The organism is Burkholderia mycopellens, assembly GCF_964265025.1.
Lineage (GTDB): Bacteria > Pseudomonadota > Gammaproteobacteria > Burkholderiales > Burkholderiaceae > Burkholderia.
This window is the reverse complement of the sequence record NZ_OZ183803.1, coordinates 3,461,675-3,486,477: the sequence shown is the minus strand read 5'-3', so window position 1 is coordinate 3,486,477 and position 24,803 is coordinate 3,461,675. Positions and strand designations below refer to the sequence as shown.

Sequence of the window (24,803 nt, the reverse complement as noted above, 5' to 3'; positions counted from 1 at the left end):
ACGTCGGGTCGGAGGAGAAGTTTTCCGGAAGGATAGCGCCTGCGGTGAAGTGCGTCCAGAACGACATGCTCACCATAGCGGGTGAAGCGCGCGTGCAAAACGGCACTCACCCCAGACGCTCCCGAAAACCCTCACCGCTGCGGATTTGCAGCGTTCCGGACTCGTCCAGACGTGCTGCGGGATGCGCCGATTCACAGAATTTCACCTGTGCGCGACACGTGCGAAATGTGCTCCCGTATCGGCTCACCTTTCGATTTGTCGTAATTTTACGACTGCGCGGCTGTGCATTCGGCACAGGGTTGCGATCCCGGGTCACCGCGCTTCTCCGAAAGCCCTCATCGGCCTGTATGCATGTACAGGCCTGACTCGCCGGGAGATCGGGATCGGGTCCGGCGTCCCGAAAGACGCCTGCGAAACCGGCCCGCGCGACCCGATCGGGCCCGCTTTGGCGGCCCGGGCGCGCATTGTACAGTGCACAAACCGTATCGGGTCCCGAAAATACTCACCTTGAGCACAGTGTGTTCATTCGTCCGGATATCGACGAATGCCCGACACGCGGGGGATTCACTACCCAGGACTCCCGAAAACGCTCACCTTACGGAAAAATCGCTGTGCTCCCACAGGCATGCGAGAGGCTCCCGAAAAACCTCACCGTAACTGCCTCGGTATCAAAAATCCCAATGCCTTCCGATACTTATGCACAGAAGGCATTAGGCTGTGCGCCCCCGACATCCCCCGAAAAACCTCACCTTTCGCTGGAAATCCTTCATACGACAACCGCATGGCAGCCCCCGAAAAATCTCACCTGTGCCAAAAAGGGGCACAGCGAAAACCAGATTTCTTCCAGTCCTGGCGGGCTTTTCGGCGAATTCAACCGCACATGGGTCCCGAAAAGCCTCACCTGTGACCATTTTTCGGGCAAACGCCGTTCCCGAAAAGGCTCACCTGTAGCCGGAATCACAGCCTGTGATCCGGGCCCCGAAAAATCTCACCTTAACGGGATCCGGCCAGGAAAACCCGGATTTCCCTCCCGAAAAACCTCACCTTTAGGGCTTCACAGGCCCCCAAGAACGCTTTTGCTGTGCAAAATGGCGTTCGTTTCCCGGAAATCCTCACACCAAACTCCCGTGGAGTCCCGTGAAACCTCACCTTTCACGAAAACTGCCTAAAAGATGGGCAGAATCGGGGCGCGAAGAAGGTCCTGCAAATTCTCACCTCTGTCTGCACAGGCAGAAAACTGTGCTGCTAGGCACCGCGAGGGTTCCGTGGCTGTGAGGCCCCGAAAAGCCTCACCTTTGGGAAATCTCGTGTTTCACTGTGATCCCGAATCCGCTCACGACCTTTCCCGCAACGGCTCACGCAGCTCCCTGAACCCAATCACGTCAGCTCCCGCAGAAGATCACCTTGGCTCCCGTAAAACTTCACCTTGTCGGCCGGAAAGCCTTGCAGCATAAGGCTGTGCCGTGGCGTTAACGTTTTTAACTAAGGGTTCAAGGGTGTTTACTTCTAATACTCTCAAGACATCGGCTGACGAGTTTTCCACAGACACCCCAACCCCTGAACACCGCCCGGCAATCGGATCCGCGTTCATGTGAAACAAATGCCAAAATTCGGGGCCTGCAGGAAAATGCTTGCAACACAAGGACTTGGCTGATTTTCTTCGCTTTGTTTCACGGAAAATTGAGCCGCAGTCGTCCAGATTGGCTCACAGACCCGATTTCTGTGCGCAGCGACGTAAATTCGCAACGTCACGCCGAAACAAGTATCAATAAATACGTATTTCGTTATGATTGCCACATTTCAATCTCTGTGAGCACAGCGATGACCCTGGACGAAATACGCCAAGCCATTCGGGACGAACTGGAATCGCTGCGCGCGAACGGTGCACGGCGACAGGAATTGTCGCTGCACGCGTGCAAGCGATTGTTTTTCGATCTCGGCATCAGGCCCTCGGCTGCCAACGTTCGCGATCTCACCCAGACCGGCAGCGCCAGCGATATTCCGAAAGACATCGACCATTTCTGGGAGCGCATCCGTTCCGCCTCGAAGATCAGGCTCGACGGTGCCGCAATCCCGAAAGCTGTCGAGGAAAAAGCGGGGGCGTTGCTCGGCGCTCTCTATGAAGAAGCGTTGAAAGCCGCGCGGGACAGCCTGGATGGCGATCGCGAGCAGGTTCGCGCCGGCATTGCCGACGCCGAACAGCGGTTGCGCGACGCAATCGTCCGCCAGGAGACGCTCGAAGGCGCGCTCGCACGTGGCGAAGCGAAAAACGAGCAGTTGCAGGCTCGCGTAACCGAACTCGAGGTCCAGCTCGCGTCGCAAACGACGCACGGTTCGGCCAGCGAAGCGACGTTGCTCACCACAGTCGCGCGACTGGAAAAGGAACTGGCTGCAGCCGCCGGCCGCATCGAAGCCGAGCAGGCGCAGAACGCGACGCTGCGTGATCGCATCGATGCGCTGCAGGCCGAACTGCAGCAGCGCACCGAACACTATGCGCAACAAATCAAGGACGCCGTGGCCGAAGCCGAGCGCCGCGTCAAGCCGATGCTGGTCGAGCTGGATTCGTTACGCAGCATGGCGTCGTCTTATCAGAGCGGTTTGCGCGACGTTCAGCGCAAGGAGTTCGACTTCCTGCAGCAACTGAGTTCGGCCAAGGCGCGTGCCGATCGGCTCGAAGAACAGCTGCGCAGCCAGGCCGATGAACTGGAACGTGCAACGCGAGATGTGAGTTCGTTGCGCGCGAGCCGCGGCGTGAATCCGGAAATCGCCGCGCTGATTCGCCGCCTGGCCGATGCCGGGCAACTGGATGCGGAGGCGTTTGCCGCGATCGGTACCTCGCTGGATCAGGAGATTTCGGTGCCGGCCCATTGTCCGCATTGCGATGGCGAGCCGGAGCTGTCACACAGCGAAGAAGGTTTCGAAGTGGCCTGTCCCGAGTGCGAGCACGCCTCGGGCGCATGGCCGTCCCGATTCGAAGCCGTCGCGCGCTTTGCGCACACGTGACGCCAGGATCGGCTGCGCCGCACAGGTGAGACGATCCTGAGAGCCTGAGGTGAGGTTTTTCGGGAGCTGTGAAACGGTGAGGCTGCACCACACAAGGCTGCTCACGGGTCGCTTCGCGTGAGCAGCCGTTTGGCGATCAGTGAGTTTCGTCGCTGTCGGACGCGTCACCATTGTTGTAGGCCAAACCGTCGCGCCAGGTTTTCCATGCGCGATGCAGGCGGTTCGACGAGATCGGCCGCATGAAGCCCAGCCATTTGCCGACCCGTTCGGGCGGCACGTCGTGCTCGAACAGTTCAGCCGCATAGGTATTGCGCAGCGTTTGCGGGCTCGCGCGCGCGGTGCGCGACGACGTGAGCCCAGCGGATTCGACGATCGCGTCGATCGCGCGCAGCATCGTCGCCTTGTGCATCGGCCGCCCGGCATGGGATGCCGGAAACACGAGTTCCCCCGGAATGTCCTGGCGCTTGCGCTCGGTGAGCCAGGCTTCCAGCAGGGCGATCGCGAACGATGCGAGGTGGGCTTCGCGGGCGAAATCCGGATGCGTCGACGCGATCTGCAGCGATGTTCCACTCGTATTGATGCAACTAATCGTGAGCGCTCGAGCTTCGCCGGTTTTAATGCCGGCACCGAGAAACGCGGCGACGAGCGCGCGGTCGCGCCGCTCTTTCCAGTAAGCGGAACCGGATACGCCGATCGGTGAAAACAGGTACGCGAGCAACGCGGCGCGCTCGGCAGGCGTGAGAAAACCGGTCGGTTCGTTGTCGCGCGCCTTGCGCCAGTTCGCTTCGCCATCCTGAGCAATGAACCGGGCCGGGTTGGTCGACGCATATTCGGTGCGCCGGATGTGATCGAGCACGCGCTCGATCAGCCGCAAGTAGCGCATCCGCTGGGTTTTCCGGATCGGCAGCTCGCCGACGAAATTCGCGATGGTTGCGGTATCGACCGTTGCCAGATTCTTCTGGTGTGCGCGCATCCATGTGAGGAACGCGCCCCATTGCGCGCGATAGACGTCGGCCGACGAGCGGCGATAGTCCTGCATGGCGAGCCATGCATCGAATGCGGCTTCCGGCGAGATGATCCAGTCGGATGCGCCACGGTCGAACAGATCTGTTTCTTCCGGGCGTGCGAGGGTGTCGGGCGAGACGGGAAGAGACATGTGACTTACTCCGTTAGTTGCGTATATGGTAGCCCTTTCCGCAACGTCTCGGGCAGCAAGAGGCTGGATGAGGCCGCCATAACGCGGCGGCCCGGGCTGGGAGTCAGTCGCCCCATGCCTTGGACGGGCGGTGAACGTGCTCGTGCGGCGCCGTGCCGTTCGACGCCGTTGACGCGGCTTCATATGCGAGAACCGCGAACGAAAAAACGGCGGGCAGCGCATTCGAGCGCCCGAAGTCGATCGGATCGTCCGTTTCGGGAAACGTCATGTCCAACTGCCGTTCGAACAATTGACGCATGCCGGCCTCGTGCCGGCTGGCAAAGCCGAGATCGGCGAGTGCCTCGGCCTCGATGGCGTGCAGCAGGCGCCACGTCAGCGGGACGCGCTGGTGGATGTAGCGCCCGGCGATATGCCGGACGATCTGCTCGAGGTCGTGCGCGGCAGCCTTGAAGCTGAGCGCGGCCAAATTTTGTTCTTCTGTCATTGCAGGCTCCTGTCGACCGGGCGGGCGCCTCGGTGCGCCGGCTCCAGCCCATGCATGGCGGAATGTCCGTATACTGTACAAACATACAGTGTTTTCCGCAACTGGCCTGCAATTGGCCGTTTGGCCAGCTATTCGCGCCGTCAGCGATGTATCACGATCAGCAGTGCCCGCGCTTCGGCCTTGCCGGGATTGCGGATTGCGTGCGGCTCATCGGCTGGATAGCGCGCGGTGTCGCCCACCTTCAGGCGCCGGCTGGCTGCGGCGGCTTCGATTTCCATCGCGCCCTGCAGCACGGTCAGGTGCTCGCGCGTGCCGGGCTCGTGTGCGTTCGATATCAATGCGCCGCCGCCCGGCAGTGTCAGCTCGTACCACTCGAACTTGCCGGCGAGGTCGATCGGGCCCCACACGCGCAACTGGTAGCGGCCGTCATGGCCGGCGAGCGTCGGGATGTCGTGCGGGCCGTCTACGCGAATGGTTTCGGGCGCCTTCGGCTGCGAGAACAGCTCGTCGAGCGTGATGCCGAGCGCGTTCGTCAGCCGCCACGCAACGGCGATCGTCGGGTTGGCCTTGTCGCGTTCGATCTCGGAGAGCATCGATTTCGATACGCCGGCCGCGCGCGACAGGTCGTCTAGCGTCAGCTTGCGTTCGTTGCGCAGCCGCTGGATCTGCTCGCCGACACGCGGCGGCGTGGCGGCCGGCGGTGGCGGTGCGGCGCTGGCAGGCGTGCGCCGCGAACCGGAGGAACTTGCCATTTGGATTCCGTTCGCTTAGAGTTGTTCGGTATTTCGAATTCTAGTTCGGAATATCGGATAAATGCGGTCAACCGAACGACCGACTATAACAGTAGCAGGCCGTTGCGCCGCCGCCACGAGTGGCGCGTTGCGGAATGCGAAACCCTGTCAGGAGCTTTGCGATGCGTGATGCCTTTCTCGCCCAGGTGCGCGGGACGCTGGACCAGATCCGCGCGGACGGTTTTTACAAGACCGAGCGCGAGATCGCGAGTCCCCAGGCGGCGGACGTGCGGCTCGCCGGTGGCGCCGGCGTGCTCAATTTCTGCGCGAACAACTATCTGGGTCTGGCGAACGATTCGCGCCTGATCGACGCGGCGAAGGCCGGCCTCGATCAGGACGGCTTCGGCATGGCATCGGTGCGCTTCATCTGCGGCACGCAAACCGTCCACAAGCAACTGGAAAGCGCGCTGGCCGCGTTTCTCGGCACCGAGGACAGTATCCTCTATTCGAGCTGCTTCGACGCGAACGGCGGCCTGTTCGAGACGCTGCTCGACGAGAACGACGCGGTGATCAGCGACGAGCTGAACCACGCGAGCATCATCGACGGCGTTCGCCTCTGCAAGGCGAAGCGCTTCCGCTACAAAAACAACGACCTGTCCGACCTCGAGGCGAAGCTCAAGGAAGCCGACGCAGCGGGCGCGCGCCACAAGCTGATCGCGACCGACGGCGTATTCTCGATGGACGGCATCATCGCCGACCTCAAAGGCATCTGCGATCTCGCCGATCGTTACGGCGCGATCGTGATGGTCGACGATTCGCACGCGGTCGGCTTCATCGGCACGCACGGCCGCGGCACGCCCGAGCACTGCGGCGTCGAAGGCCGCGTGGACATCATCACGGGCACGCTCGGCAAGGCGCTCGGCGGCGCATCGGGCGGCTATGTCGCCGCGCGTCGCGAGGTCATCGAACTGCTGCGCCAGCGCTCGCGTCCGTATCTGTTCTCGAACACGCTTACGCCGAGCATCGCCGCGGCATCGCTGAAGGTGCTCGAACTGCTCGGCAGCGACGAAGGTGCGAAGCTGCGCGAGCGCGTGCGCGAAAACGGCGCGCGGTTCCGCAAGCAGATGACCGAAGCCGGCTTCACGCTCGTGCCGGGCGCGCATCCGATCATCCCGGTGATGCTCGGCGACGCGCAACTCGCGACGAACATGGCCGACAAGCTGCTCGACGAAGGCGTCTACGTGATCGGCTTCTCGTTCCCCGTCGTACCGCGTGGTCGCGCGCGCATCCGTACGCAGATGAGCGCCGCGCATACGCCCGAGCAGATCGACCGGACGGTCGCCGCGTTCGTGCGCGTGGGCAAGTCGCTCGGCATCATCTGACGGAGGCGCGACCATGAAAGCACTGGCAAAGCTCGAACGCGGCCCCGGCCTTACGCTCACGCGCGTGAAGCGCCCCGAAGTCGGTCACAACGACGTGCTGATCAAGATCCGCCGCACGGCGATCTGCGGCACCGACATCCATATCTGGAAGTGGGACGACTGGGCGCAGAAGACGATTCCCGTGCCGATGCACGTCGGTCACGAATATGTCGGCGAGATCGTCGAGATGGGGCAGGAAGTGCGCGGCTTCGCGATCGGCGATCGCGTGTCCGGCGAAGGCCACATCACGTGCGGTTTCTGCCGCAACTGCCGCGCGGGGCGCCGCCATCTGTGCCGCAACACGGTCGGCGTCGGCGTGAACCGCGAAGGCGCGTTCGCCGAGTATCTGGCGATTCCTGCGTTCAACGCGTTCAAGATTCCGCCGGAGATCTCCGACGATCTCGCCTCGATCTTCGATCCGTTCGGCAACGCGACGCACACGGCGCTGTCGTTCAACCTCGTCGGCGAGGATGTCCTGATCACCGGTGCGGGCCCGATCGGCATCATGGCCGTCGCGATCGCGAAGCACGTCGGCGCGCGCAACGTCGTCATCACCGACATCAACGACTACCGGCTGGAACTCGCGCGCAAGATGGGCGCGACGCGTGCGGTCAACGTCGCGCGCGAGTCGCTGCGCGACGTGATGGCCGACCTGCACATGACCGAAGGCTTCGACGTCGGCCTCGAAATGTCGGGCGTGCCGAGCGCGTTCACGAGCATGCTCGAGGCGATGAACCACGGCGGCAAGGTCGCGCTGCTCGGCATTCCGCCCGCGCAGACGGCGATCGACTGGAACCAGGTGATCTTCAAGGGGCTCGAGATCAAGGGCATCTACGGTCGCGAGATGTTCGAGACCTGGTACAAGATGGTCGCGATGCTGCAGAGCGGCCTCGACCTGTCGCCGATCATCACGCATCGCTTTGCGGCCGACGATTACGAGAAAGGCTTCGCCGCGATGCTGTCCGGTGAAAGCGGCAAGGTGATTCTCGACTGGACAGCCTGAGTGCCGAAGGGGCGGCGCGGCGTGTTTGCCGCCTGCCCCGTTTTGGTTTTACGTCTGCATCCTCGAGTCGAAACACGTGAATCCGGGCTCAAGGTGAGACTATTCGGGAGCTGTGTTTGTGCGCCGAAACGCGACACGATCGCACCTCGGTGACCTGCAATCGCACGTTCACGTCACCTGTCGGCAGTCGCCCGGCTTTCCGACAGCACGCCGTTCGGCACCTGCTCCCTCTCTTCAGGACACTTCCTCCCTGGCTTGCCGCGTGACCGTCCGCGACGCGCGCCATGCGATGCCGTGCCGAGCCGCGCCATCAAGCGTGAGCCTTCACGCCTCGTTGCGACTCACTCATGCGAGAAGCGATCGACATCGATAGACATCGATCGGTGCGCAGGCCGCTACTTGATCCGTTCACCATTCAACCCTCGCGGGTCGAGTTGAAGACTCAACACGACGAGCCAGCGCTTCGGGCACTGCGGCGCGATGTCGGCCGGATCGCCCTGCGCGCCGGGAGCGGTGACGAACCCGTGCTGCGCCGCGTATTGATACGCGCGCAACGCATCCGCTTGCAGCCAGAAGCTGACGAGCGCGCACGTTACGAAGCGGAACAGCAATACCGTCGCGGCATCCGGCGCGAAGCCGGCCATGACCAGCAGGCTTTCGAACGCGAACGCCAGCGCCTGGGCGACCGCGATCGTGAGAATCGTCAGCTTCAAGACACCGCGCAGCCGCCGCGCCGCGCGCAAGCGTGCTTGCCGCACGTCAAGCCGGGTTTGATCGTCGCCGCCATCGCGCTTCGGCACCTCTTGTTTCATGATGCCGCACCCACATGCCGCGCAACGTCGAACTGTGTCGTATCGCCGGCAACGATGCGCTCGTTCGCGACGCTGACGGATTTGCACAGGATCGCGCTGTCGTAGTTATGTCCCGGAAAGCGCATCACGTCGAGTGGCTGAAATCCCTCGCGACGATAGAAGTCGATGAGCCGGACTGCCGCGTACGGCGCGTCGAGTGCGAGATGCGTCGCGCCGCGCGCGGCGGCCCGACGTTGCGCGAACGCGAGCAGCGAACGGCCGATGCCGCGATCCTGCCAGACGGGATCGACGGCCAGTTGGCCGAGTGTCGCGACGTGCCGGCTGCGGTACGGATCGCAGCGGGAATCCGGATCGTGCGAACGCATCGTCATCGTCGCGACCAGGTGTGCATTGCCGAGCGCGACGAAGCACTCGCCGGTGAGCACGTGTTCGCGTGTCACCGAGGCCGGCTGATCGACGCACGGGCAGTTGAAGCCCAATGCGCCGAGCGGCGCAAACGCGCGATGCAGCAGCGCGGTCAACGTGTCGTACGAATCGTTGCGCGGGTCAAAGCGCCGCACGACGACGCGGCCGTCGAGCCGCTTCGCATAAGCCGCATAGGCGCGCGCGGGGCGCGCGGATTCCGGTCGCTGCATGATGTCCTTTCGCCCAGACAGGGTGACCGAAGTGTAGTGAGCGTCGCGCGTCCGCTTCAAGAAAAAATGTCGTAAACGCGGCGGGCCGCGGCGCGCGGCCAGCGCGCGATTCATCCCTCTCGCCGACAGGGCTTTTCCATGCGGGTGTTGACGATGGAGAACGATCGTTCTACCGTAAACCCATGAACACACCTCACGACTTCTCCGGCGAACCGGGCGTTCGCGACCGGCTGCTCGATGCAGCCGAAGCGCTGATCTATTCGGGCGGCATCCATGCAACCGGCGTCGATGCGATCGTCAAGCGATCCGGCGCGGCACGAAAGAGCTTTTATTCGCATTTCGAATCGAAAGAGGCGCTGGTGGTCGCCGCGCTCGAACGCCGCGACGAGCGCTGGATGCGCTGGTTCGTCGATGCAACGCTGGCGCTCGGCAAGGCGCCGCGCGCGCAGTTGCTCGGCATGTTCGACGTGCTGCGCGACTGGTTCCGGCAGCCCGACTTTCACGGCTGCGCATTCCTGAATGCATCGGGCGAGATTCCCGACGCCGACGATCCCGTGCGCGTCGTCGCGCGTATGCACAAGGCGCGTCTGCTGGCATTCGTGCGCGAGCGGTTCGATGCGTATGCCGACGAAACGGGCATCGAGCGCCGCGGGCTCGCGCGCATTGCGCGTCAATGGCTCGTGCTGATCGACGGCGCGATCGGCGTGGCGCTCGTCAGCGGCGATGCAAACGCCGCGCGCGATGCGCGCGCGACAGCCGAACTGCTGCTCGACACCGTTTCGCGGTAGTCGAAGCAGCGAATCCGAACCGGCCGCGGTTGTCCACGGCCACAACCTGAACAGGAGCCACTCATGTCCGCTTCCCCCGAAGTCCGTCCGCCCGTTCCGCCCTTCACGCTCGAAACGGCACGCCAGAAGGTGCGCGCTGCCGAGGACGGGTGGAATACGCGCGACCCGCAGCGCGTGTCGCTCGCCTATACGCCGCAAAGCCGATGGCGCAACCGTGCGGAATTCGTGACCGGCCGCGACGAAATCGTCGGGCTGCTGCAGCGCAAGTGGACGCGCGAGCTCGACTACCGGCTGATCAAGGAGCTGTGGGCGTTCGACGGCAATCGCATCGCGGTGCGCTTCGCATACGAGTGGCGCGACGACGCCGGCAACTGGTTCCGCTCGTACGGCAACGAAAACTGGGAGTTCGACGAAAACGGCCTGATGGCGCATCGTCACGCGAGCATCAACGACCTGCCGATTCGCGAACAGGATCGTCTCTTTCACTGGCCGCTCGGCCGTCGTCCGGACGATCATCCGGGGTTGTCCGATCTCGGGCTGTGACGCGCGCGTCGACTCGACGCATCGGTGAACGCATCACCGGGATTCAACGGTGAGGAAATTCGGGAGTCGGTGCGCTGAAGGTGAGATTTTTCGGGATGAGGTGAAACGTCGCGTCGGACTGTGTGCTTCGAGCCGTTCGATGCGGCTTCGCATCGGGCCACGCGGACAGGCCGCACACGTCGACGTCGTGCGATGCACGTATCGGCGTGCAACGGTGTGCTTCACCGCGTGATGCATGTCACCTGTCGCACAGGGCCGGCAGTAGATTGACGATCGGTGTGCGTGCGCGCGATGTGCAACTCACCGATCGTATCGACGTCAACAACGGATAGCGCGAGTCGTGCGCGTGGCGGTGCGACGTTGCTCACCGCTCGACTTCACCGTGCGGGCGTCGGAATTCGCGCGGGTGCGCCAACGCATGACATGTTGCTCACCGCTGACCGTTCACTCGTCACGGATTCGTGCGGTCGCTACCCGGCGCGCGCAATCGCGCCGGGCGTGATCGTCAGCCCGCGATCCGCGCGGCGATCGCCTCACCCACTTCCTGCGTCCCCGCGTTGCCGCCGAGGTCGCGCGTATGTGGCCCGGCGCGCAGCACGTCCTCGATTGCGGCGACGATTGCATCGTGCGCTTCGCGCTCGCGGCCCGCGCCGTTGCCGAGGAAGTCGAGCATCAAGGCCGCCGACCAGATCATCGCGACCGGGTTCGCGATGTGCTGCCCCGCGATGTCGGGCGCGGAGCCGTGCACGGGTTCGAACAGCGACGGAAATTTGCGATCGGGGTTCAGGTTCGCCGATGGCGCGATGCCGATCGTGCCCGTACAGGCCGGCCCGAGATCCGACAGGATGTCGCCGAACAGGTTCGACGCGACGACGACGTCGAAGCGGTCAGGCTGCAGCACGAAGCGCGCGCACAGGATGTCGATGTGCTGCTTGTCGACGGCGATGTCGCGATAGCGCTCGGCCATCTCGGCCGTGCGTGCGTCCCACCACGGCATGCTGATCGCGATGCCGTTGCTCTTCGTCGCGACGGTGAGGCGCTTCGCGCGCCGCTGTGCGAGGTCGAACGCGAATTTCAGCACGCGCTCGGTGCCGTGGCGCGTGAAGATCGACTGCTGCATCACGATCTCGCGCTCGGTGCCTTCGAACATCGTGCCGCCGACCGACGAATATTCGCCCTCGGTGTTCTCGCGCACGATCATGAAGTCGATGTCGCCCGCGCGGCGGCCGGCGAGCGGCGACGGTACGCCGTCGAACAGGCGTGCGGGCCGCAGGTTGATGTACTGGTCGAATTCGCGGCGGAATTTCAGCAGCGAGCCCCACAGCGAAATGTGATCGGGCACCGTTGCCGGCCAGCCGACCGCGCCGAACAGGATTGCGTCCATGCCCGACAACTGCGCCTTCCAGTCGTCCGGCATCATCTTGCCGTGCTGCGCGTAGTAGTCGCAGCTCGCCCAGTCGACCTGGACGAAGTCGAAGCGGACGCCGAAGCGCGCGGTCACGGCATCGAGTGCGCGCAGGCCCTCGGGCATCACTTCACGGCCGATCCCGTCGCCGGGGATCACGGCAATTCTGTAGGTTTTGTCGGTCATGCAAAGCTCCTTGGCTGGTGGGCCGGCCGCGGGGAGAGGCAGCGGCGCGTCACGTCATTTTATTTATTTCCATTCGGATTAAAATCGCGCTAAAGGTTAATCGACTTTCCACGAATCGTGAACAAATCGCCGAATCTCGACGACCTGCGCGTGTTCAGCCTGGTCGTCCGCCTGACCAGCTTCAGCGCGGCCGCCGAGCAGCTCGCGGTATCGCCCGCCTACGTCAGCAAGCGCATCGCGTTGCTCGAGGCGCAGCTCGGCACGCGCCTGCTGCATCGTTCGACGCGCCGCGTGACGGTCACGGAAGCCGGCGAACGCGTGTACGCGCGCGCCGAGAAGATCCTCGACGACGTCGATCATCTCGTCGAGGACGTATCGACCACGCGCACGGTGCCGCGCGGCACGCTGCGCATATCGAGCAGTTTCGGCTTCGGCCGGCACGTCGTCGCGCCGGCGTTGCTCGACTTCACCTCGCGCTATCCGCAGTTGAACGTGCGGCTCGATCTGTTCGACCGGCTCGTCGATGTTGCGGGCGAAGGCTACGACCTCGACGTGCGCATCGGCGACGAGATCGCCGATCACCTGATCGCGCGCCGCCTCGCCGCGAACTACCGCGTGCTGTGTGCATCGCCCGACTATCTGGCACGGCGCGGCACGCCGCGCTCGCTCGCGGATCTCGCGTCGCACGACTGTCTTGCGATCAAGGAGCGCGATCACCCGCTCGGCGTGTGGCGGCTGAACGTGCGCGGCGAAACGGCCACCGTGAAGGTGGGCGGCGCGCTGTCGACGAACCATGGCGAGGTGGCTGTGCAGTGGGCGCTGGCCGGCCGCGGAATCGTGTTGCGCTCGATCTGGGAAGCCGCGCCGCTGATCGAACGCGGCGCATTGTGTCGCGTGCTGCCGGATGCAATCCAGCCCGCGAACATCTGGGCCGTGTATCCGGAGCGCGTTGCGGCGTCGGCGAAAGTGCGCGTCTGCGTGGATTTTCTGGTGGAGACGCTGGCCGGCTTGAATGCCGCCGCGGGTGACGAGACGGCCTGAAACCGGCTAAAGGTGAGCTTTTACGGGAGCATGCGCGGAACGTCGGCAGGCACCCGTTTCCGGCTCGCAATCGCGTCGCGCGCCGGTAGCCACCACCTTGCGCCGACGCCTCGTCGGCCGCACTGTGCCGGTCCGGCCGACGAGGGTGCTCGCACGTGGCTTATGCCGCTTTCGCCGCGTCTGCCGCGCCGAGCATCAGGTCGAGATTCTGCACGGCAGCCCCGGATGCCCCTTTGCCCAGATTGTCGAACACGGCGGACAGCAGCACCTGGCCGTGCTCGGCATTGACGAACACGCCGAGCCGCAGGTCATTGGTGCCGTTCAGCGCTTGCGGATCGAGATGCGTGATCGCTTGCGTGTTCGCGAGCGGCGTGACGTCGACATGACGCGCGTCGGCGTAATGGTGCGCAAGACACGCATGCAGCTGCTCACCGGTCACGCCGGCAGGGAGCAGCCGCAATTCGATCGGCACGGTGAGCACGATGCCTTGCCGATAGGCACCGTAGGCCGGCACGAATATCGGGCGATGCGTCAGGCCGGCATGCAGCTGGATCTCGGGCACATGCTTGTGTGCGAGTGCGAGGCCGTAGACCTGCAGCGGTTTCGTGTGCGTGGCGTCGCCTGATTCGAACGCGTCGACGGCAGCCCGCCCGCCGCCCGAGTACCCGGAGACGGCATGGATGCTCACCGGGTAGTCGCGCGGCAGCAGGCCGGCCTGCTGCAGGGGCCGCAGCAACCCGATCGCACCGGTCGGGTAGCAGCCCGGATTGGTGACACGCCGCGCGTGCGCAATCGTCTGCGCGTGCCCGTTCGCCATCTCGGGAAAGCCGTAGACCCAATCCGGCTGCGTGCGGTGGGCCGAACTCGCGTCGATCACGCGTACCGCCGGATTCCGGATGAAGCCGACCGCTTCGCGCGCGGCCGCGTCGGGCAGGCACAGGATCGCGATGTCGGCTGCGTTGATCGCTTCGGCGCGCCGCGCGGGATCCTTGCGCTCGGCATCGGGCAGCGTAACGAGCTGCAGGTCGTCGCGCCCGCGCAGGCGTTCGTGGATCAGCAATCCGGTCGTGCCTTGATCGCCGTCGATGTAGACATTGGGCTGGCTCATGGTGGTCGCGTTCCTTCGGTTCGGTCGTCGGGAAAGCCGTATCGTCCGCCGAACGCCTAGAATAGGAAAAGTTGAATTTACTGACTGCCAGATTCAGTTTTCTTGAACGAGAGGTGGGGAATGCGCGAGATCAGCCTGGACCGCCTGCGCACGCTGGTCGCCATCGCCGACCAAGGGTCCTTTGTCGCAGCGGCGCAATGGCTTCATCTCGCGCCGCCGACCGTCAGTCTTCACATTGCCGAACTGGAAAGCCGCATCGGTGCGCCGTTGCTGTCCCGCGCGCGTGGAAACGTGCGGCCGTCGGCCATCGGCGAAGTGCTGGTGGAGCGGGCGCGTCGCCTGCTGGCCGAGGTCGAATCCACGCTGGACGATGTGCAGCGGCAGGTGCAGGGGTTGACCGGGCGCGTACGCCTCGGCGCATCGACCGGCGCGATCGCGCACCTGCTGCCGCAGGCGGTGGCCCGGTTGCGCGAGCAGCATCCGGACATCGATGTCCAGATCGCGGTGCTGACGTCGCACGACACGCTCGCGCGCATTGCGCAGGGCACGCTCGATATCGGACTGGTGGCGCTGCCGCAGACGGCGGTCGCCGGGTTGTCGATCCGCGCGTGGCGGCGCGATCCGGTGATGGCGTTTCTGCCGGCGGACTGGCCGCTCCCGGCGCGCGTCACGCCCGGCTATCTGGCCGCCCGCCCGTTGATACTCAACGATGCGACCACCCGCCTGTCGCGGCTCACGACCGAATGGTTCGCGCTCGGCGGCCATCGGCCGGAGCCGCGGATCGAACTCAACTACAACGATGCGATCAAGAGCCTGGTCGCGGCGGGTTACGGCGCGACGCTGCTTCCGCACGAGGCGGGCGCCCCGCTACCCGACGCACGCATCGTCATGCGGGCGTTGCGCCCGGCGTTGTGGCGGGAATTGGGTATTGCGCATCGGGCGGGGCCGGTCGAACGGGCGACGCAGCACGTGCTCGATGCGTTGTGGGCGCTGAAGGCGCGATAGCGCGTGGAATGCGGGACAGCCGGCGCGGCGGCTCGTGCCGCGCGCCGATACGTATCCACCGCGCGCCGTTTCAGAGCCGGTTGTCCTTCGCGAGCGTCAGCACGCGTGCCCAACGCTGCGCATCGCGCTTGTCCATCATCGGCAGCTTCCATTCGCCGCGCACGGCATCGCGCACGCGCACGACGAGATGCCAGCGGCCGCCGATCGGTGCGGCCTGACAGCCGTCGAGTTGCGACAGCGTATAGCGGCCGTCCGCGCCGTCGTGCGACAGCCACAGCAGCCCCTGCGTCGCGGATACACGAAGCTCGCCCCACGCGCGATGCACGACGTGGGTCCAGCCTTCTTCCTTCGTATTCGGTGCGATGTCGCGGCGGCGCTTGATCCACCACGCGACCAGCGCGATCAGGATCGCGGCGGCGAGCACGGCGGCCGCGATCGCGACCGGCTGGCCGAACTGCGCGGCGATGACGTGAAACAGGTGAACCGCGCCCCATCCGGCAGCGATGAGCGCGAACAGTGCAATGAAAATCGGCATGGCTGATCGGAGAAGAGGACGGACCGGCGCATGCATCGCGCCGATCCGTCGCACACGGCATTACCGTTTGCGGTGAATGTCGTGCGTCACGAAGCCCGAGTCGTTGTTGGGCAGCGCGAGGCCGTCCTTGACCGCGAGCGTCTTGCGGATGTCGTCGAGACCCGCGGACCAGTGGTCACGCATCGTCGACAGGCCGAACTGATAGTCCTTGTAGTGATGCTCGTACGCCTTCTGCTGGTAGATCAGGTGCTGGATGTTGTACTTCTTGCTGCACGACATCGCATCGGCCTCGATGCACCACGGATCCGCCTTGCGCTGCTCTTCCGGCACCTGGTCGAGCACGTGGCGCAGCACGTTGCGGTAGCGTTGCTCCCGCTGCAGCGTGTCGGTGACGAAACGCGTGCGGCTCGAATACTGCACGTCCTTCGTGCGTTCGGCGACGTCGGCCATCGTGCGCGGCAGCGGCCCGCGCGCACTCCACAGATCGACCTGGAACGCGAGCGTGTCGCGACGCGGCCGAGCGCGGAGCACTTCCATCAGCGGCGTGTTCGACACGACACCGCCGTCCCAGTAGTACTCGCCGTCGATCTCGACCGGCGGGAACGCGGGCGGCAGCGCGCCGGACGCCATGAAATGCTCGGGCGCGAGACGGATGCGCGAGTTGTCGAAGTACACGAAGTTGCCGGTTCCGACGTTGACCGCGCCGACCGACACGCGCGTTTCGCCCGAATTGATCCGGTCGAAATCGCACAGCTTCAGCAGCGTCGCGCGCAGTTGCGACGTGTCGTACCAGCTGATCTTCTCCGGATGATCCGACACGCCCGGCAGCGGCGGCGGGAAGCGCGGCACGAAGAAGCCCTGCTGGCCCTGCATCATCGCGCTCGCGGCCTGCGACGCGGTGAAGAACGTGCGGATCTGGTCGATGCTGTTGAACAGCGCGAACTCGAATGCGGCCGGAATCGTCGGGAAGAACGCCGGCTTGCAGATCGTCTCCCAGAACTCGCGCAGCCGCTCGACACGGTGCTCGGGCGCATTGCCCGCGATCAGCGCGGTGTTGAGCGCGCCGATCGAGATGCCCGCGATCCAGTCGAGCGGAATGCCCGCCTCGTGCAGCCCTTCGAACACGCCGGCCTGGTACGCGCCGAGCGCGCCGCCGCCTTGCAGCACGAGCGCGATCGTCTCGTACGGCAGCGTGCGCGCGGCGGCCGGTGCGCCAGCCTCGTGATGCAGGTCCGCCGCATCGACGGCCTGCTTTTCGGTGCGGGCGTGCGGCTTCATTGCATGAACCAGCCGTGGCTGACGATGAACGACTGGCCCGTGAGCGCGGCGCTCGGGAAGGCCGACAGGAACAGCACCGTCTGCGCGACGTCCTGAACGGTCGTGAACACGCCGTCGACCGTGTTGCCGAGCATCACCTTCTTCACCACTTCCTCCTCGCTGATCCCGAGCTCCTTCGCCTGCTCCGGAATCTGCTTGTCGACCAGCGGTGTGCGCACGAAGCCCGGGCACACGACGTGCGAGCGCACGTTGTGCTTCGCGCCTTCCTTCGCCAGCACGCGCGCCAGGCCGAGCAGGCCGTGCTTGGCCGTCACGTACGCCGACTTCAGCGGCGACGCTTCGTGCGAGTGCACCGAACCCATGTAGATTACGACACCGCCGCGATCGTCCTTGTACATGTGCTTGAGCGCGGCCTTGGTCGTCAGGAACGCGCCGTCGACGTGGATCGCCTGCATCTTCTTCCAGTCGGAGAACGAGTAGTTCTCGATCGGGTTGACGATCTGGATGCCCGCGTTCGACACGAGGATGTCGACCGAGCCGAACGTTTCGGCCACCTTGTCGATACCGCTGTTCACGGCGTCCTCGTTCGTCACGTCCATCGCGACGCCGATCGCCTTGCCACCCGCCTTGACGATCTCGTCGGCAACGGCGTTCGCGCCGTCCTGGTTCAGGTCGGCGATCGCGACGGCCGCGCCCGCCTTCGCGAGCTCGAGTGCGATTTCCTTGCCGATGCCGCTTGCCGCGCCCGTGACGACTGCGGTCTTGCCATTCAGGTTGCTCATGTTCGAATTCCCGTGGTGAAAGGATTGTCAGGGAGAAAGGACTGCGGACGTGTTACTGAGCCAGGTAATCGTAGACGACTTCGCCGAGGCCAAGTGTCAAATCTGCGACCAGGTGGCGGGCTTCGACGATTTCGAGCACGGGCAGGTCGGCCACGGGCGCGAGCGCGTGCGGCGCCAGTTCGAGCGATGCGGGGCCCGTCCACGCGCCCTTCATCTTGATGTCCTGCATGTAGTAGCGCACGAGTTCGCAGACGCGCGCGGTGCCGTCGACGTGCGGGATGATCTTCAGCAGGAAATTGGGGCCGGCGAGACGCTTGGTCTGCTCGTCGATGTCGAGTTCCTTGTGCTTGTAGCCCATCGTGCCGGTGGCGACGCGCACCTTGCCGTAATCGAGCGTGCCGAGGAGGTGGTCGGTGTTCACGTGCAGCGTGGGTGACGCGAGCTTCTTCGGGAAGCCCCACAGTTCGCGGCCGCCGGCGATCGGCGGGTGATCGTCGAGATACATCGCGAGCGTATAGCCGCCCGGCTGGCCGTTGTATTCGACGGGAATCACCTGGCCGCTTTCGGTGTAGTCGCCGAAGCCGGTCGAATCGGCCATGCGGATGAATTCGTAGTGGACGAGCGGCTCGGTGACCTGCAGCGGCTCGGGGACGATTTCGCGGAGGCGATCCGGATCGGTGCGATACGTGATGATCAGAAACTCACGATCGACGAAACGGTAAGGGCCCATCGGGAAGGCAGGGCTGGTCAACGGCATCGCAAACGCTTTCGATCGGACATCGCTGGGTTTCATGCGGACTCCTTGTTGTTGATCGCTTCGTGGGTGAGTGCTCGTAAGCTCGTAATCCTATGCCTGTGCGTTGCCGTTGTGCGATGCCGCATTTGGAATTAATTGTTGCCGATTTCGAAGCATTCGCAGCGTAAATATTGAGATGAATGACGCAAACGGCCTGGACGGCGGCGGGCGTCCCGATGTTTCCATACGTCGATGACGCCACGATGTGAAAAAGGTGAGTCTTTACGGGATGCCGGGTGAGCCTTTACGGGAGGCGGTTGCGCGGGAATATGACAATTATGTGAACTTGTGTTGCAGTGCAGGCTCTAAGTGCGTTCGCCGCGGCGGGCTTCGTCGCGTGCGGCCACCCCCGCGCGGCCACCCCCATTAAGCATCGCTTAAGCGCGGGCGCCTTAGCATCGTTCGTATCAGGCCGGGCAACCGGCCGATTTTTTACGCCCCACGCAACCGGATTCATGCAGACCCTCAATCTCACCCTCTTTTCCGCCATCAACGCCGGGGTTGCGCCGCAGCCGGGCGTTGCCCGCCTCGCCATCTTCGCCGCCGACTGGCTCGTGTACGCGTTGCCCGCGATGCTGCTGCTGACCTGGCTCTTCGGCGCACGCCCGACGCGGCGCCAGGCGATCGAAGCCGGTGTCGGCGTGTGCGTGGCGCTCGCGCTCGCGCAGGTCATCGGACATTTCTGGTTCTCGCCGCGCCCGTTCATGGCCGGCGTCGGCACGCAACTGATTCCGCACGTGCCGGACAGCTCGTTTCCGAGCGATCACATGACGTTCGCGTGGAGCATGGCGGTCGGGCTGATGCTCGCCGGCACGACCCGGCTCACCGGGTTCGTGATGGCCGCGATGGCCGTGGCGATTGCATGGGGACGCATCTATGCGGGCGTGCACTGGCCGTTCGACATGGCGGGCGGCGTGCTGGTCGGCACGGCCGGCGCGCTGGCCGCGCACCTGTACGGGCACCGCGTGACCGCGCTGCTCGAACGGCTCGGCGATTCGGTACATGCAGTCGTGATGGGCCGCCGGCACGCGCCGTAAGCGGCAGGAGATCGGGCAGGACGCCGTCACCCGGGTGTCTTGGCCGATTCGGCCGATGCGGACGGGCCGCCGCCCGCATCGTGCAGTTCAGGCGTGTCGGCCGGGTGTTGCGCGGCGTCGCGGTCGAGTGCGCTTTCCTTCAGGATCGCGCACATCGCGACGAACAGCGCGAGTACCACCGCGGCAAGGCCGCAATAGCCGGCGATCTTCAGGTTGCGAAGGAACGGCGACGCGTGGCTTTCTTTTGTCATGACCGGGCGCTCCTGGGCGGGCTGCGGCGGCTGTCGCCCGACAGCGGCGTCGCACACACAGATATATACCAGTCGCGATAGCGGTGCCAAGCCCGCTGGTGCGCCGGCGCCACGATTGTGTCATCGGCCGGTCAACTTCAATCGGGTACCCCTTTCCCGGGTACCCGCGTCCATCAGTCTTCCAGCGTTTCGTGCACGGCCGCCGCGCCGCGCTTCCAGTAGGCCGCCGCGCGGATGCGCGACTTGTCGACGCCGCGCTCGCCGGTCAGGTGCTGGCGTACCGCGCGCATCGACAGCGCTTCACCCGCCGCCCACACGTAGCCGTCGCCGGACGGCGGCAGCGGCAGGTCGCGCACGGCATTCAACAGCACGTCGCCGTCCGCCGCGTCGGCTTCGGCGCGGAAGCGCCAGATTTCATGCACGTCGGCGCGCGTGTCGAAGCCGATCTGCGCGGTGCGATCCGCGACTTCCAGCACGACGGCCACGCGCGCACCGGCCGGCAGCTCCTCGAGACGCCGCGCGACCGCCGGCAGCGCCGTATCGTCGCCGATCAGCAGGTGCCAGTCGAAACCGGTCGGGATGACGAACGAACCGCGCGGACCGCCGATGCCGAGCCATTGGCCGACGCGTGCCTGTGCGGCCCACTGCGACGCGGGGCCCGGGTGGTTCAGCACGAATTCCAGATCGAGTTCGCAGGCGGCGCGGTCGAAGCGGCGCGGCGTGAAGTCGCGCGCGACCGGCTTCGGTTCGCCTTCCGGAAACTCGGGACCGTTCGCGCCGAGCGTCGGCAGCACGGGCCGTTCGGCGCCGGGCGGCGGGAAAAATACCTTCACGTGATCGTCGAACGACGCGGATTCGAAATCCGCGAGATCGGGGCCGCCGAGCGTGACGCGCAGCAGGTGCGGCGTCACGGCGTGCACGCGCAGGACCTGCAGCAAGCGGAACTTGAGGGGGTGGCGCACGCGGGTCACGGTGCGCTCGGATGGGTTCTGCATCAATCCGTTCTCCTGATGGTTTGACGGGGCGGCGCGGCTTACGCGCCGGTGTCGCCTTCGATTTCGGCCGTCGCGCGGCGCATGATGGCCGCGATGCGGCGCTGTTCGTCGGCGTCGGCGGCGCTCTTGTGCAGCAGCGCGCGCTTGAGCGCGAGGCGCGCCTCGACGAACTCCGGCAGCCAGCCTGCTTGCGCGTCGTCCTGTGTTTCGTTGCCCGCCGATTCCCCGGCGAACGCACGGCGCATGAACTCCATCTTGCGCGCGAGGTGCGTGAGGCGGGCGAACAGCGTGTCGACGCGTTCGCGCTGGGCGTCGAGATGGGTGCGGCCGGCGTCGGTCAGCGCATAGCGCTTGCGGTTGCCTTCCGCCTGCGACGCGACGAAGCCGACTTCTTCGAGATACGTGAGCGCCGGATACACCATGCCGGGGCTCGGGCTGTAGAAACCGTTCGAACGCGTGTCGAGCGCCTTGATCAGCTCGTAGCCGTGGCTCGGTTGCTCGGCGACCAGCGCAAGCAACAGCAGCTGGAGATCGTCGGAGCTGAACTGGCGGCCGCGCGGCATGCCGTCGTCGCCGAAATCGCCAAAGCCGCCGCGCCCGCCACGGCCACCGAACGGGCCGCCACCGAATGGATCGTGGCCGCGACGGTGGCGGCCGATCGCATGCCAGAGACCGGCGAACCAGTCAGGGCGAGCATGCGCACCATGACCGTCGCATCGGGCATGGCCGCGGGAGGGGTTGTGTCGCATGATCGAATCCTATGTGTCGTAAAACATATCTAAAGATATATATCGAAAGATAGGTCGTCAAGGGGATTTATTGGGGTGGGATGGTGGGGTGGGGGGCTGTAGGTTGGCAAAAAAGGTGGCCTTTTTTGCAGAATTTGAACAAAACTATTGTTTTTTTTATTCAATAGTTGTCAGTGCGCTTCCCAACGTTTTTGTCTGGTCGGGCCGACTAGTCAGGCTTAAAGTAAGAGCCAAAATGCCGCAGGGGGCTTGCGCGGCGACTTCGGGGGAATAAGAAGATGGGCTCTGCCAAGCAGGACTATGTTCTTTTTTTGCGCTGGCTCCACGATCCGCAGCAAGGTGTCAACGAGGCGGCGAAGCGCTTTGCCAATATGGTGTTGGCCAATTTCGACGAGATCGCGGCCACTGCCCGGCAACGGAATGCGCGATCGGCAGCTTTGGCCGGTTTGGCTCGCCGGTACCTTGCGGCGAGCCCCGCTGAACTTCCCGAGATTGATATGCCTGCAGCAGCCGAAGAATGGCCATGGCGGCGACTCAAGGAACTGACCGTCGGCCCCTTTAGAGGCTTCCGGCGCGAAGAGCAGTTCGATCTTCGCAGACGAGTGATCCTGTTCTATGGGCCAAACGGCAGCGGGAAGACCAGCCTTTGCGAGGCACTGGAACGTGGGCTATTGGGCTCGGTTGAAGAGGCGGAACTCAAGCGTATCGACGAGCGGCGATATCTCGCGAATATCCATACGCGCAGCTTTATTGAGCCGCGCCTCGTCGCGACGACCGCGAATGGCAATGACATTCCGGTGATTGCCGACGCCGACCGCTATCGATTCAGTTTTATCGAAAAAAACCGGATTGATGCCTTCTCCCGGATGGCCGCCCGCCCCCCGGCGCAGCGTACTGAACTCATCGCGGCGTTGTTTGGCATGGACAAGTTCAACGACTTTGTCGGCCATTTCAACGAGCAGATGGATGCTGAACTCGTCCTTCGAAGCGACAAACAGACGGCGTTGCGACTCAGACGTGAAGGCATCGCCCGTGACCAGGCGACGGCACGTGATGAAGCCCAGACGTTAGCCCGACATGATGAGGACGATGCAAGCTACGCGCAGGGCTATTTGGTGGGGACGACCTATGCGCGGTTAAAGGAAATCATCGGTACACCGCAGGCACCTGGGCGCTTGCAAGAACTCAATCACCTTCTGAATGCTGTTCCTGCAAGTATCATCGGGCTGACTCGCGAGACGTTGATGCTTGCCTATGAGGCGATCGATGCAATCGCCGCGGAGTTGCGTCAAACAAGCCAAGACTTGGCGCGAAGAAGCAGTCAAGTATCCTTCAAAGACCTGTATACAGCGGTCACTGCGCTGCAGGCTGGCGAAGGTGACCATTGTCCCGCATGTGATACGCCGCTTGATCGCGTCGTTCGCGACCCGTATGAAAAGGCGCGCATTGGTCTGGACGAACTTCGGGATCTGGCTGATTTGCAGGAGCGCCAAAGGACGAAGAGGGAAGCGCTGGTTGAGTCGTCACGGGAACTTCGAGAGCATTTGAATCAGATCTATCGCTACCTCGAGGGGCAGGATCGAACGCAGTCCGAGGTGGGGCAGTATCTTGGTCGCCTCCCAAGGCAACCAAACGGTGATACTTGGTGGACGGAGATCTATGGATCGAATGCGGCCGGCGAAGGCGTCGTTCCATCGCTGGAGCAGATCGCAGCCATCGTGGACGAGATGGAGCAGCGCGACGTGGCGGCGAGAGTGCAGATCGACGAGCGGGCCGCTCGTGTGCGGGAACGGGATGCGCTCCTTGAATGCCAACGCCATGTCGAAGCGCGCGAATTGCAGCGAAAGATCATCGTGGACGCCGCCTTAGAAGCGCGTACACGGGTCGAACAGTTTGAGCTGGCAAACTCTGCGCTGATCGCGGAGGCCGAGCAGGAGAGGCAGGACATCGATCGAGACCAGCCTATCAAGGCCGCCTACGACGATTTTATCCGCCAGCTACGCCACTTCCGTGACCAGTTGCCGGGCCTGTTGATTGCCGGCCTCAACGATCTGACGATGGAACTGTATAACGAGTTCAATCACCTCGATCACGACGATGACAAGCTCGCGGCCTTGTATCTCCCATTGACCAGTGAGCAACGAATCGAGATTGCCTTTCGAGGCGCGCCAGAACAGCGGGTTGATGCGCTGGTGGTCCTGAGCGAAGGGCATGTGCGCTGCCTAGGGCTGGCAATCCTACTGGCGAAAAGCATCAACATTGGCAGTCCGGTTGTGATCTTTGACGATGCGATCAACGCGATCGATCACGATCACCGCAATGGGATACGGCAGACCATCTTCGACGGAGATCGTTTCCTTGAGTCGCAGATTCTGGTCACGTGCCACAGTCATGAGTTCATCAAGGATATCCAGAACAGCATGCCGCGCGAACGGCGTACGGACTGCCAGGAATATCTGCTGATGTATCACGATGGAGATCATCATCCGCGTGTTCATCCGGACGTCGGTAGCGCCAACTACCTCCTGCGTGCGCAACAGGCGCTGGCTCGCTTCGACTCACGTGAGGCGCTTTCATACGCGCGCAAGGGGCTCGAAATGCTTGCGAAGAAGAGCTGGAAGTGGCTGAAATCCCATGACATGGGTGAGCTGACGCTATTGGTTGATGGACCAGGTAATGAGCCTACGTTGAGAGCCCTATGCGAAAGCCTGCGGAGGAAGCTGCGAGATACTCCGGTCTTCGTGCACCCGAGCAAGGAGCCGCTGCTCGGTGCGTTGGACGCGATCCTCGGTATCCCCTCGAATTTGATCTGGACGTACCTGAACAAGGGGACCCACGAGGAGGCCGATCGAGATGATTTTGATCGGGAGCAGGTGGCGTTGGTGATACGTAGTCTTGAGCAGATAGACGAACTGGAGCTGCGACCAAACCGCTGAACTGGCGGCGTCGGAATAAGGAAGCTTAGTTCAATCATTGTCGACCGATGTGTTGATGGGCACCCAAAACTGACCCAGTAGGTTCGACTCAGGGATCGGCAGGGTCGATGACGCGCTGGCACC

Annotated in this window: 23 protein-coding genes; 9 read left to right on the top strand and 14 right to left on the bottom strand. The window is 64.0% G+C overall.

What is annotated here, in order from left to right:
- The first annotated feature begins 1,821 nt into the window (after positions 1–1,821).
- Positions 1,822–3,003, top strand: a complete 1,182-nt coding sequence (locus ACPTTC_RS34005; RefSeq protein WP_423395678.1) for a DNA-binding protein — start codon at positions 1,822–1,824, stop codon at positions 3,001–3,003.
- A gap of 136 nt (positions 3,004–3,139) precedes the next feature.
- Here the strand turns inward: ACPTTC_RS34005 and ACPTTC_RS34000 are convergent, their stop codons facing one another.
- The 3 genes from ACPTTC_RS34000 to ACPTTC_RS33990 form a co-directional block, all read right to left on the bottom strand.
- On the bottom strand, positions 3,140–4,159 hold the full coding sequence (locus ACPTTC_RS34000) for a tyrosine-type recombinase/integrase (RefSeq protein WP_226197172.1): 1,020 nt from the start codon (positions 4,157–4,159) through the stop codon (positions 3,140–3,142).
- A 103-nt stretch (positions 4,160–4,262) separates the two neighbouring features.
- Positions 4,263–4,643 (bottom strand): DUF2471 family protein, encoded by a 381-nt coding sequence (locus ACPTTC_RS33995; RefSeq protein WP_423395677.1) that lies wholly within the window; start codon positions 4,641–4,643, stop codon positions 4,263–4,265.
- A 140-nt stretch (positions 4,644–4,783) separates the two neighbouring features.
- Complete coding sequence (locus tag ACPTTC_RS33990; RefSeq protein WP_226197170.1) at positions 4,784–5,395, bottom strand: helix-turn-helix domain-containing protein; 612 nt, start codon at positions 5,393–5,395, stop codon at positions 4,784–4,786.
- 161 nt (positions 5,396–5,556) lie between these two features.
- Here ACPTTC_RS33990 and ACPTTC_RS33985 point away from each other — a divergent pair, with 161 nt between their 5' ends.
- Both ACPTTC_RS33985 and tdh read left to right on the top strand, forming a co-directional pair.
- Complete coding sequence (locus ACPTTC_RS33985) at positions 5,557–6,756, top strand: glycine C-acetyltransferase (RefSeq protein WP_175952790.1); 1,200 nt, start codon at positions 5,557–5,559, stop codon at positions 6,754–6,756.
- Between the two features lie 13 nt (positions 6,757–6,769).
- Complete coding sequence (tdh, locus tag ACPTTC_RS33980; RefSeq protein ID WP_047902093.1) at positions 6,770–7,798, top strand: L-threonine 3-dehydrogenase; 1,029 nt, start codon at positions 6,770–6,772, stop codon at positions 7,796–7,798.
- Positions 7,799–8,193: 395 nt separating this feature from the next.
- Here tdh and ACPTTC_RS33975 read toward each other — a convergent pair whose 3' ends face one another.
- Both ACPTTC_RS33975 and ACPTTC_RS33970 read right to left on the bottom strand, forming a co-directional pair.
- Complete coding sequence (locus ACPTTC_RS33975) at positions 8,194–8,610, bottom strand: hypothetical protein (RefSeq protein WP_423395676.1); 417 nt, start codon at positions 8,608–8,610, stop codon at positions 8,194–8,196.
- Positions 8,607–9,245 (bottom strand): GNAT family N-acetyltransferase, encoded by a 639-nt coding sequence (locus ACPTTC_RS33970; RefSeq protein WP_175952792.1) that lies wholly within the window; start codon positions 9,243–9,245, stop codon positions 8,607–8,609. Before ACPTTC_RS33970 ends, ACPTTC_RS33975 begins: the two co-directional genes overlap by 4 nt.
- Positions 9,246–9,427: 182 nt before the next feature.
- Here ACPTTC_RS33970 and ACPTTC_RS33965 point away from each other — a divergent pair, with 182 nt between their 5' ends.
- Positions 9,428–10,033 carry a TetR/AcrR family transcriptional regulator gene (locus tag ACPTTC_RS33965; protein WP_423395675.1) on the top strand — a complete coding sequence of 202 codons (606 nt, stop codon included), beginning with the start codon at positions 9,428–9,430 and terminating at the stop codon, positions 10,031–10,033.
- A 63-nt stretch (positions 10,034–10,096) separates the two neighbouring features.
- Positions 10,097–10,576, top strand: a complete 480-nt coding sequence (locus ACPTTC_RS33960) for a DUF1348 family protein (protein WP_175952794.1) — start codon at positions 10,097–10,099, stop codon at positions 10,574–10,576.
- A gap of 505 nt (positions 10,577–11,081) precedes the next feature.
- On the opposite strand, the gene ACPTTC_RS33955 is transcribed toward ACPTTC_RS33960, so the two are convergent.
- Positions 11,082–12,167 (bottom strand): tartrate dehydrogenase, encoded by a 1,086-nt coding sequence (locus ACPTTC_RS33955; protein WP_423395674.1) that lies wholly within the window; start codon positions 12,165–12,167, stop codon positions 11,082–11,084.
- Between the two features lie 117 nt (positions 12,168–12,284).
- Between ACPTTC_RS33955 and ACPTTC_RS33950 the strand changes: the two genes are divergently transcribed.
- Positions 12,285–13,208, top strand: a complete 924-nt coding sequence (locus tag ACPTTC_RS33950; protein ID WP_226197165.1) for a LysR substrate-binding domain-containing protein — start codon at positions 12,285–12,287, stop codon at positions 13,206–13,208.
- Positions 13,209–13,368: 160 nt separating this feature from the next.
- On the opposite strand, the gene argC is transcribed toward ACPTTC_RS33950, so the two are convergent.
- Positions 13,369–14,316, bottom strand: coding sequence for an N-acetyl-gamma-glutamyl-phosphate reductase (gene argC, locus ACPTTC_RS33945; RefSeq protein ID WP_423395673.1), 948 nt, complete (start codon positions 14,314–14,316; stop codon positions 13,369–13,371).
- 120 nt (positions 14,317–14,436) lie between these two features.
- Between argC and ACPTTC_RS33940 the strand changes: the two genes are divergently transcribed.
- Positions 14,437–15,321, top strand: a complete 885-nt coding sequence (locus tag ACPTTC_RS33940) for a LysR family transcriptional regulator (RefSeq protein WP_423395672.1) — start codon at positions 14,437–14,439, stop codon at positions 15,319–15,321.
- Between the two features lie 70 nt (positions 15,322–15,391).
- Here ACPTTC_RS33940 and ACPTTC_RS33935 read toward each other — a convergent pair whose 3' ends face one another.
- From ACPTTC_RS33935 to ACPTTC_RS33920, 4 genes are read right to left on the bottom strand one after another with little or no spacing between them, the layout of a single operon-like run.
- A complete protein-coding gene (locus tag ACPTTC_RS33935) occupies positions 15,392–15,856 on the bottom strand; it encodes a hypothetical protein (RefSeq protein WP_175965283.1) in 465 nt (154 codons plus the stop codon).
- Positions 15,857–15,916: 60 nt separating this feature from the next.
- Positions 15,917–17,134, bottom strand: coding sequence for a patatin-like phospholipase family protein (locus ACPTTC_RS33930; RefSeq protein ID WP_175952800.1), 1,218 nt, complete (start codon positions 17,132–17,134; stop codon positions 15,917–15,919).
- On the bottom strand, positions 17,131–17,916 hold the full coding sequence (locus ACPTTC_RS33925) for a 3-hydroxybutyrate dehydrogenase (RefSeq protein WP_175952801.1): 786 nt from the start codon (positions 17,914–17,916) through the stop codon (positions 17,131–17,133). The genes ACPTTC_RS33930 and ACPTTC_RS33925 overlap by 4 nt, the downstream gene beginning before the upstream one ends.
- A gap of 52 nt (positions 17,917–17,968) precedes the next feature.
- The gene (locus ACPTTC_RS33920) at positions 17,969–18,709 is read right to left on the bottom strand and encodes an acetoacetate decarboxylase (protein ID WP_059238261.1); all 741 of its coding nucleotides are present in this window, start codon (positions 18,707–18,709) and stop codon (positions 17,969–17,971) included.
- 458 nt (positions 18,710–19,167) lie between these two features.
- Here ACPTTC_RS33920 and ACPTTC_RS33915 point away from each other — a divergent pair, with 458 nt between their 5' ends.
- A complete protein-coding gene (locus tag ACPTTC_RS33915; RefSeq protein ID WP_423395671.1) occupies positions 19,168–19,749 on the top strand; it encodes an undecaprenyl-diphosphatase in 582 nt (193 codons plus the stop codon).
- Positions 19,750–19,775: 26 nt separating this feature from the next.
- Here the strand turns inward: ACPTTC_RS33915 and ACPTTC_RS33910 are convergent, their stop codons facing one another.
- From ACPTTC_RS33910 to ACPTTC_RS33900, 3 genes are all read right to left on the bottom strand, one after another.
- On the bottom strand, positions 19,776–20,000 hold the full coding sequence (locus tag ACPTTC_RS33910) for a hypothetical protein (protein ID WP_089446765.1): 225 nt from the start codon (positions 19,998–20,000) through the stop codon (positions 19,776–19,778).
- Positions 20,001–20,173: 173 nt separating this feature from the next.
- Positions 20,174–20,995 (bottom strand): siderophore-interacting protein, encoded by an 822-nt coding sequence (locus tag ACPTTC_RS33905; protein WP_423395670.1) that lies wholly within the window; start codon positions 20,993–20,995, stop codon positions 20,174–20,176.
- Between the two features lie 38 nt (positions 20,996–21,033).
- Positions 21,034–21,744: a PadR family transcriptional regulator gene (locus ACPTTC_RS33900; RefSeq protein ID WP_423395669.1), complete on the bottom strand. Its 711-nt coding sequence runs from the start codon at positions 21,742–21,744 to the stop codon at positions 21,034–21,036.
- Between the two features lie 278 nt (positions 21,745–22,022).
- Here ACPTTC_RS33900 and ACPTTC_RS33895 point away from each other — a divergent pair, with 278 nt between their 5' ends.
- On the top strand, positions 22,023–24,680 hold the full coding sequence (locus ACPTTC_RS33895) for an AAA family ATPase (RefSeq protein ID WP_423395668.1): 2,658 nt from the start codon (positions 22,023–22,025) through the stop codon (positions 24,678–24,680).
- Positions 24,681–24,803 lie beyond the last annotated feature (123 nt).

What these genes read in the sequence shown, in the direction of transcription:
- ACPTTC_RS33915 (WP_423395671.1), top strand. Translation starts at nt 19,168, where the DNA reads ATGCAGACCCTCAATCTCACCCTCTTTTCCGCCATCAACGCCGGGGTT.
- tdh (WP_047902093.1), top strand. Translation starts at nt 6,770, where the DNA reads ATGAAAGCACTGGCAAAGCTCGAACGCGGCCCCGGCCTTACGCTCACG.
- ACPTTC_RS33970 (WP_175952792.1), bottom strand. Translation starts at nt 9,245, where the DNA reads ATGCAGCGACCGGAATCCGCGCGCCCCGCGCGCGCCTATGCGGCTTAT.
- ACPTTC_RS33920 (WP_059238261.1), bottom strand. Translation starts at nt 18,709, where the DNA reads ATGAAACCCAGCGATGTCCGATCGAAAGCGTTTGCGATGCCGTTGACC.
- ACPTTC_RS34005 (WP_423395678.1), top strand. Translation starts at nt 1,822, where the DNA reads ATGACCCTGGACGAAATACGCCAAGCCATTCGGGACGAACTGGAATCG.
- ACPTTC_RS34000 (WP_226197172.1), bottom strand. Translation starts at nt 4,159, where the DNA reads ATGTCTCTTCCCGTCTCGCCCGACACCCTCGCACGCCCGGAAGAAACA.
- ACPTTC_RS33995 (WP_423395677.1), bottom strand. Translation starts at nt 4,643, where the DNA reads ATGACAGAAGAACAAAATTTGGCCGCGCTCAGCTTCAAGGCTGCCGCG.
- ACPTTC_RS33900 (WP_423395669.1), bottom strand. Translation starts at nt 21,744, where the DNA reads ATGCGACACAACCCCTCCCGCGGCCATGCCCGATGCGACGGTCATGGT.
- ACPTTC_RS33975 (WP_423395676.1), bottom strand. Translation starts at nt 8,610, where the DNA reads ATGAAACAAGAGGTGCCGAAGCGCGATGGCGGCGACGATCAAACCCGG.
- ACPTTC_RS33990 (WP_226197170.1), bottom strand. Translation starts at nt 5,395, where the DNA reads ATGGCAAGTTCCTCCGGTTCGCGGCGCACGCCTGCCAGCGCCGCACCG.
- ACPTTC_RS33965 (WP_423395675.1), top strand. Translation starts at nt 9,428, where the DNA reads ATGAACACACCTCACGACTTCTCCGGCGAACCGGGCGTTCGCGACCGG.
- ACPTTC_RS33925 (WP_175952801.1), bottom strand. Translation starts at nt 17,916, where the DNA reads ATGAGCAACCTGAATGGCAAGACCGCAGTCGTCACGGGCGCGGCAAGC.
- ACPTTC_RS33955 (WP_423395674.1), bottom strand. Translation starts at nt 12,167, where the DNA reads ATGACCGACAAAACCTACAGAATTGCCGTGATCCCCGGCGACGGGATC.
- ACPTTC_RS33985 (WP_175952790.1), top strand. Translation starts at nt 5,557, where the DNA reads ATGCGTGATGCCTTTCTCGCCCAGGTGCGCGGGACGCTGGACCAGATC.
- ACPTTC_RS33895 (WP_423395668.1), top strand. Translation starts at nt 22,023, where the DNA reads ATGGGCTCTGCCAAGCAGGACTATGTTCTTTTTTTGCGCTGGCTCCAC.
- ACPTTC_RS33930 (WP_175952800.1), bottom strand. Translation starts at nt 17,134, where the DNA reads ATGAAGCCGCACGCCCGCACCGAAAAGCAGGCCGTCGATGCGGCGGAC.
- ACPTTC_RS33940 (WP_423395672.1), top strand. Translation starts at nt 14,437, where the DNA reads ATGCGCGAGATCAGCCTGGACCGCCTGCGCACGCTGGTCGCCATCGCC.
- ACPTTC_RS33935 (WP_175965283.1), bottom strand. Translation starts at nt 15,856, where the DNA reads ATGCCGATTTTCATTGCACTGTTCGCGCTCATCGCTGCCGGATGGGGC.
- ACPTTC_RS33910 (WP_089446765.1), bottom strand. Translation starts at nt 20,000, where the DNA reads ATGACAAAAGAAAGCCACGCGTCGCCGTTCCTTCGCAACCTGAAGATC.
- ACPTTC_RS33960 (WP_175952794.1), top strand. Translation starts at nt 10,097, where the DNA reads ATGTCCGCTTCCCCCGAAGTCCGTCCGCCCGTTCCGCCCTTCACGCTC.
- ACPTTC_RS33905 (WP_423395670.1), bottom strand. Translation starts at nt 20,995, where the DNA reads ATGCAGAACCCATCCGAGCGCACCGTGACCCGCGTGCGCCACCCCCTC.
- argC (WP_423395673.1), bottom strand. Translation starts at nt 14,316, where the DNA reads ATGAGCCAGCCCAATGTCTACATCGACGGCGATCAAGGCACGACCGGA.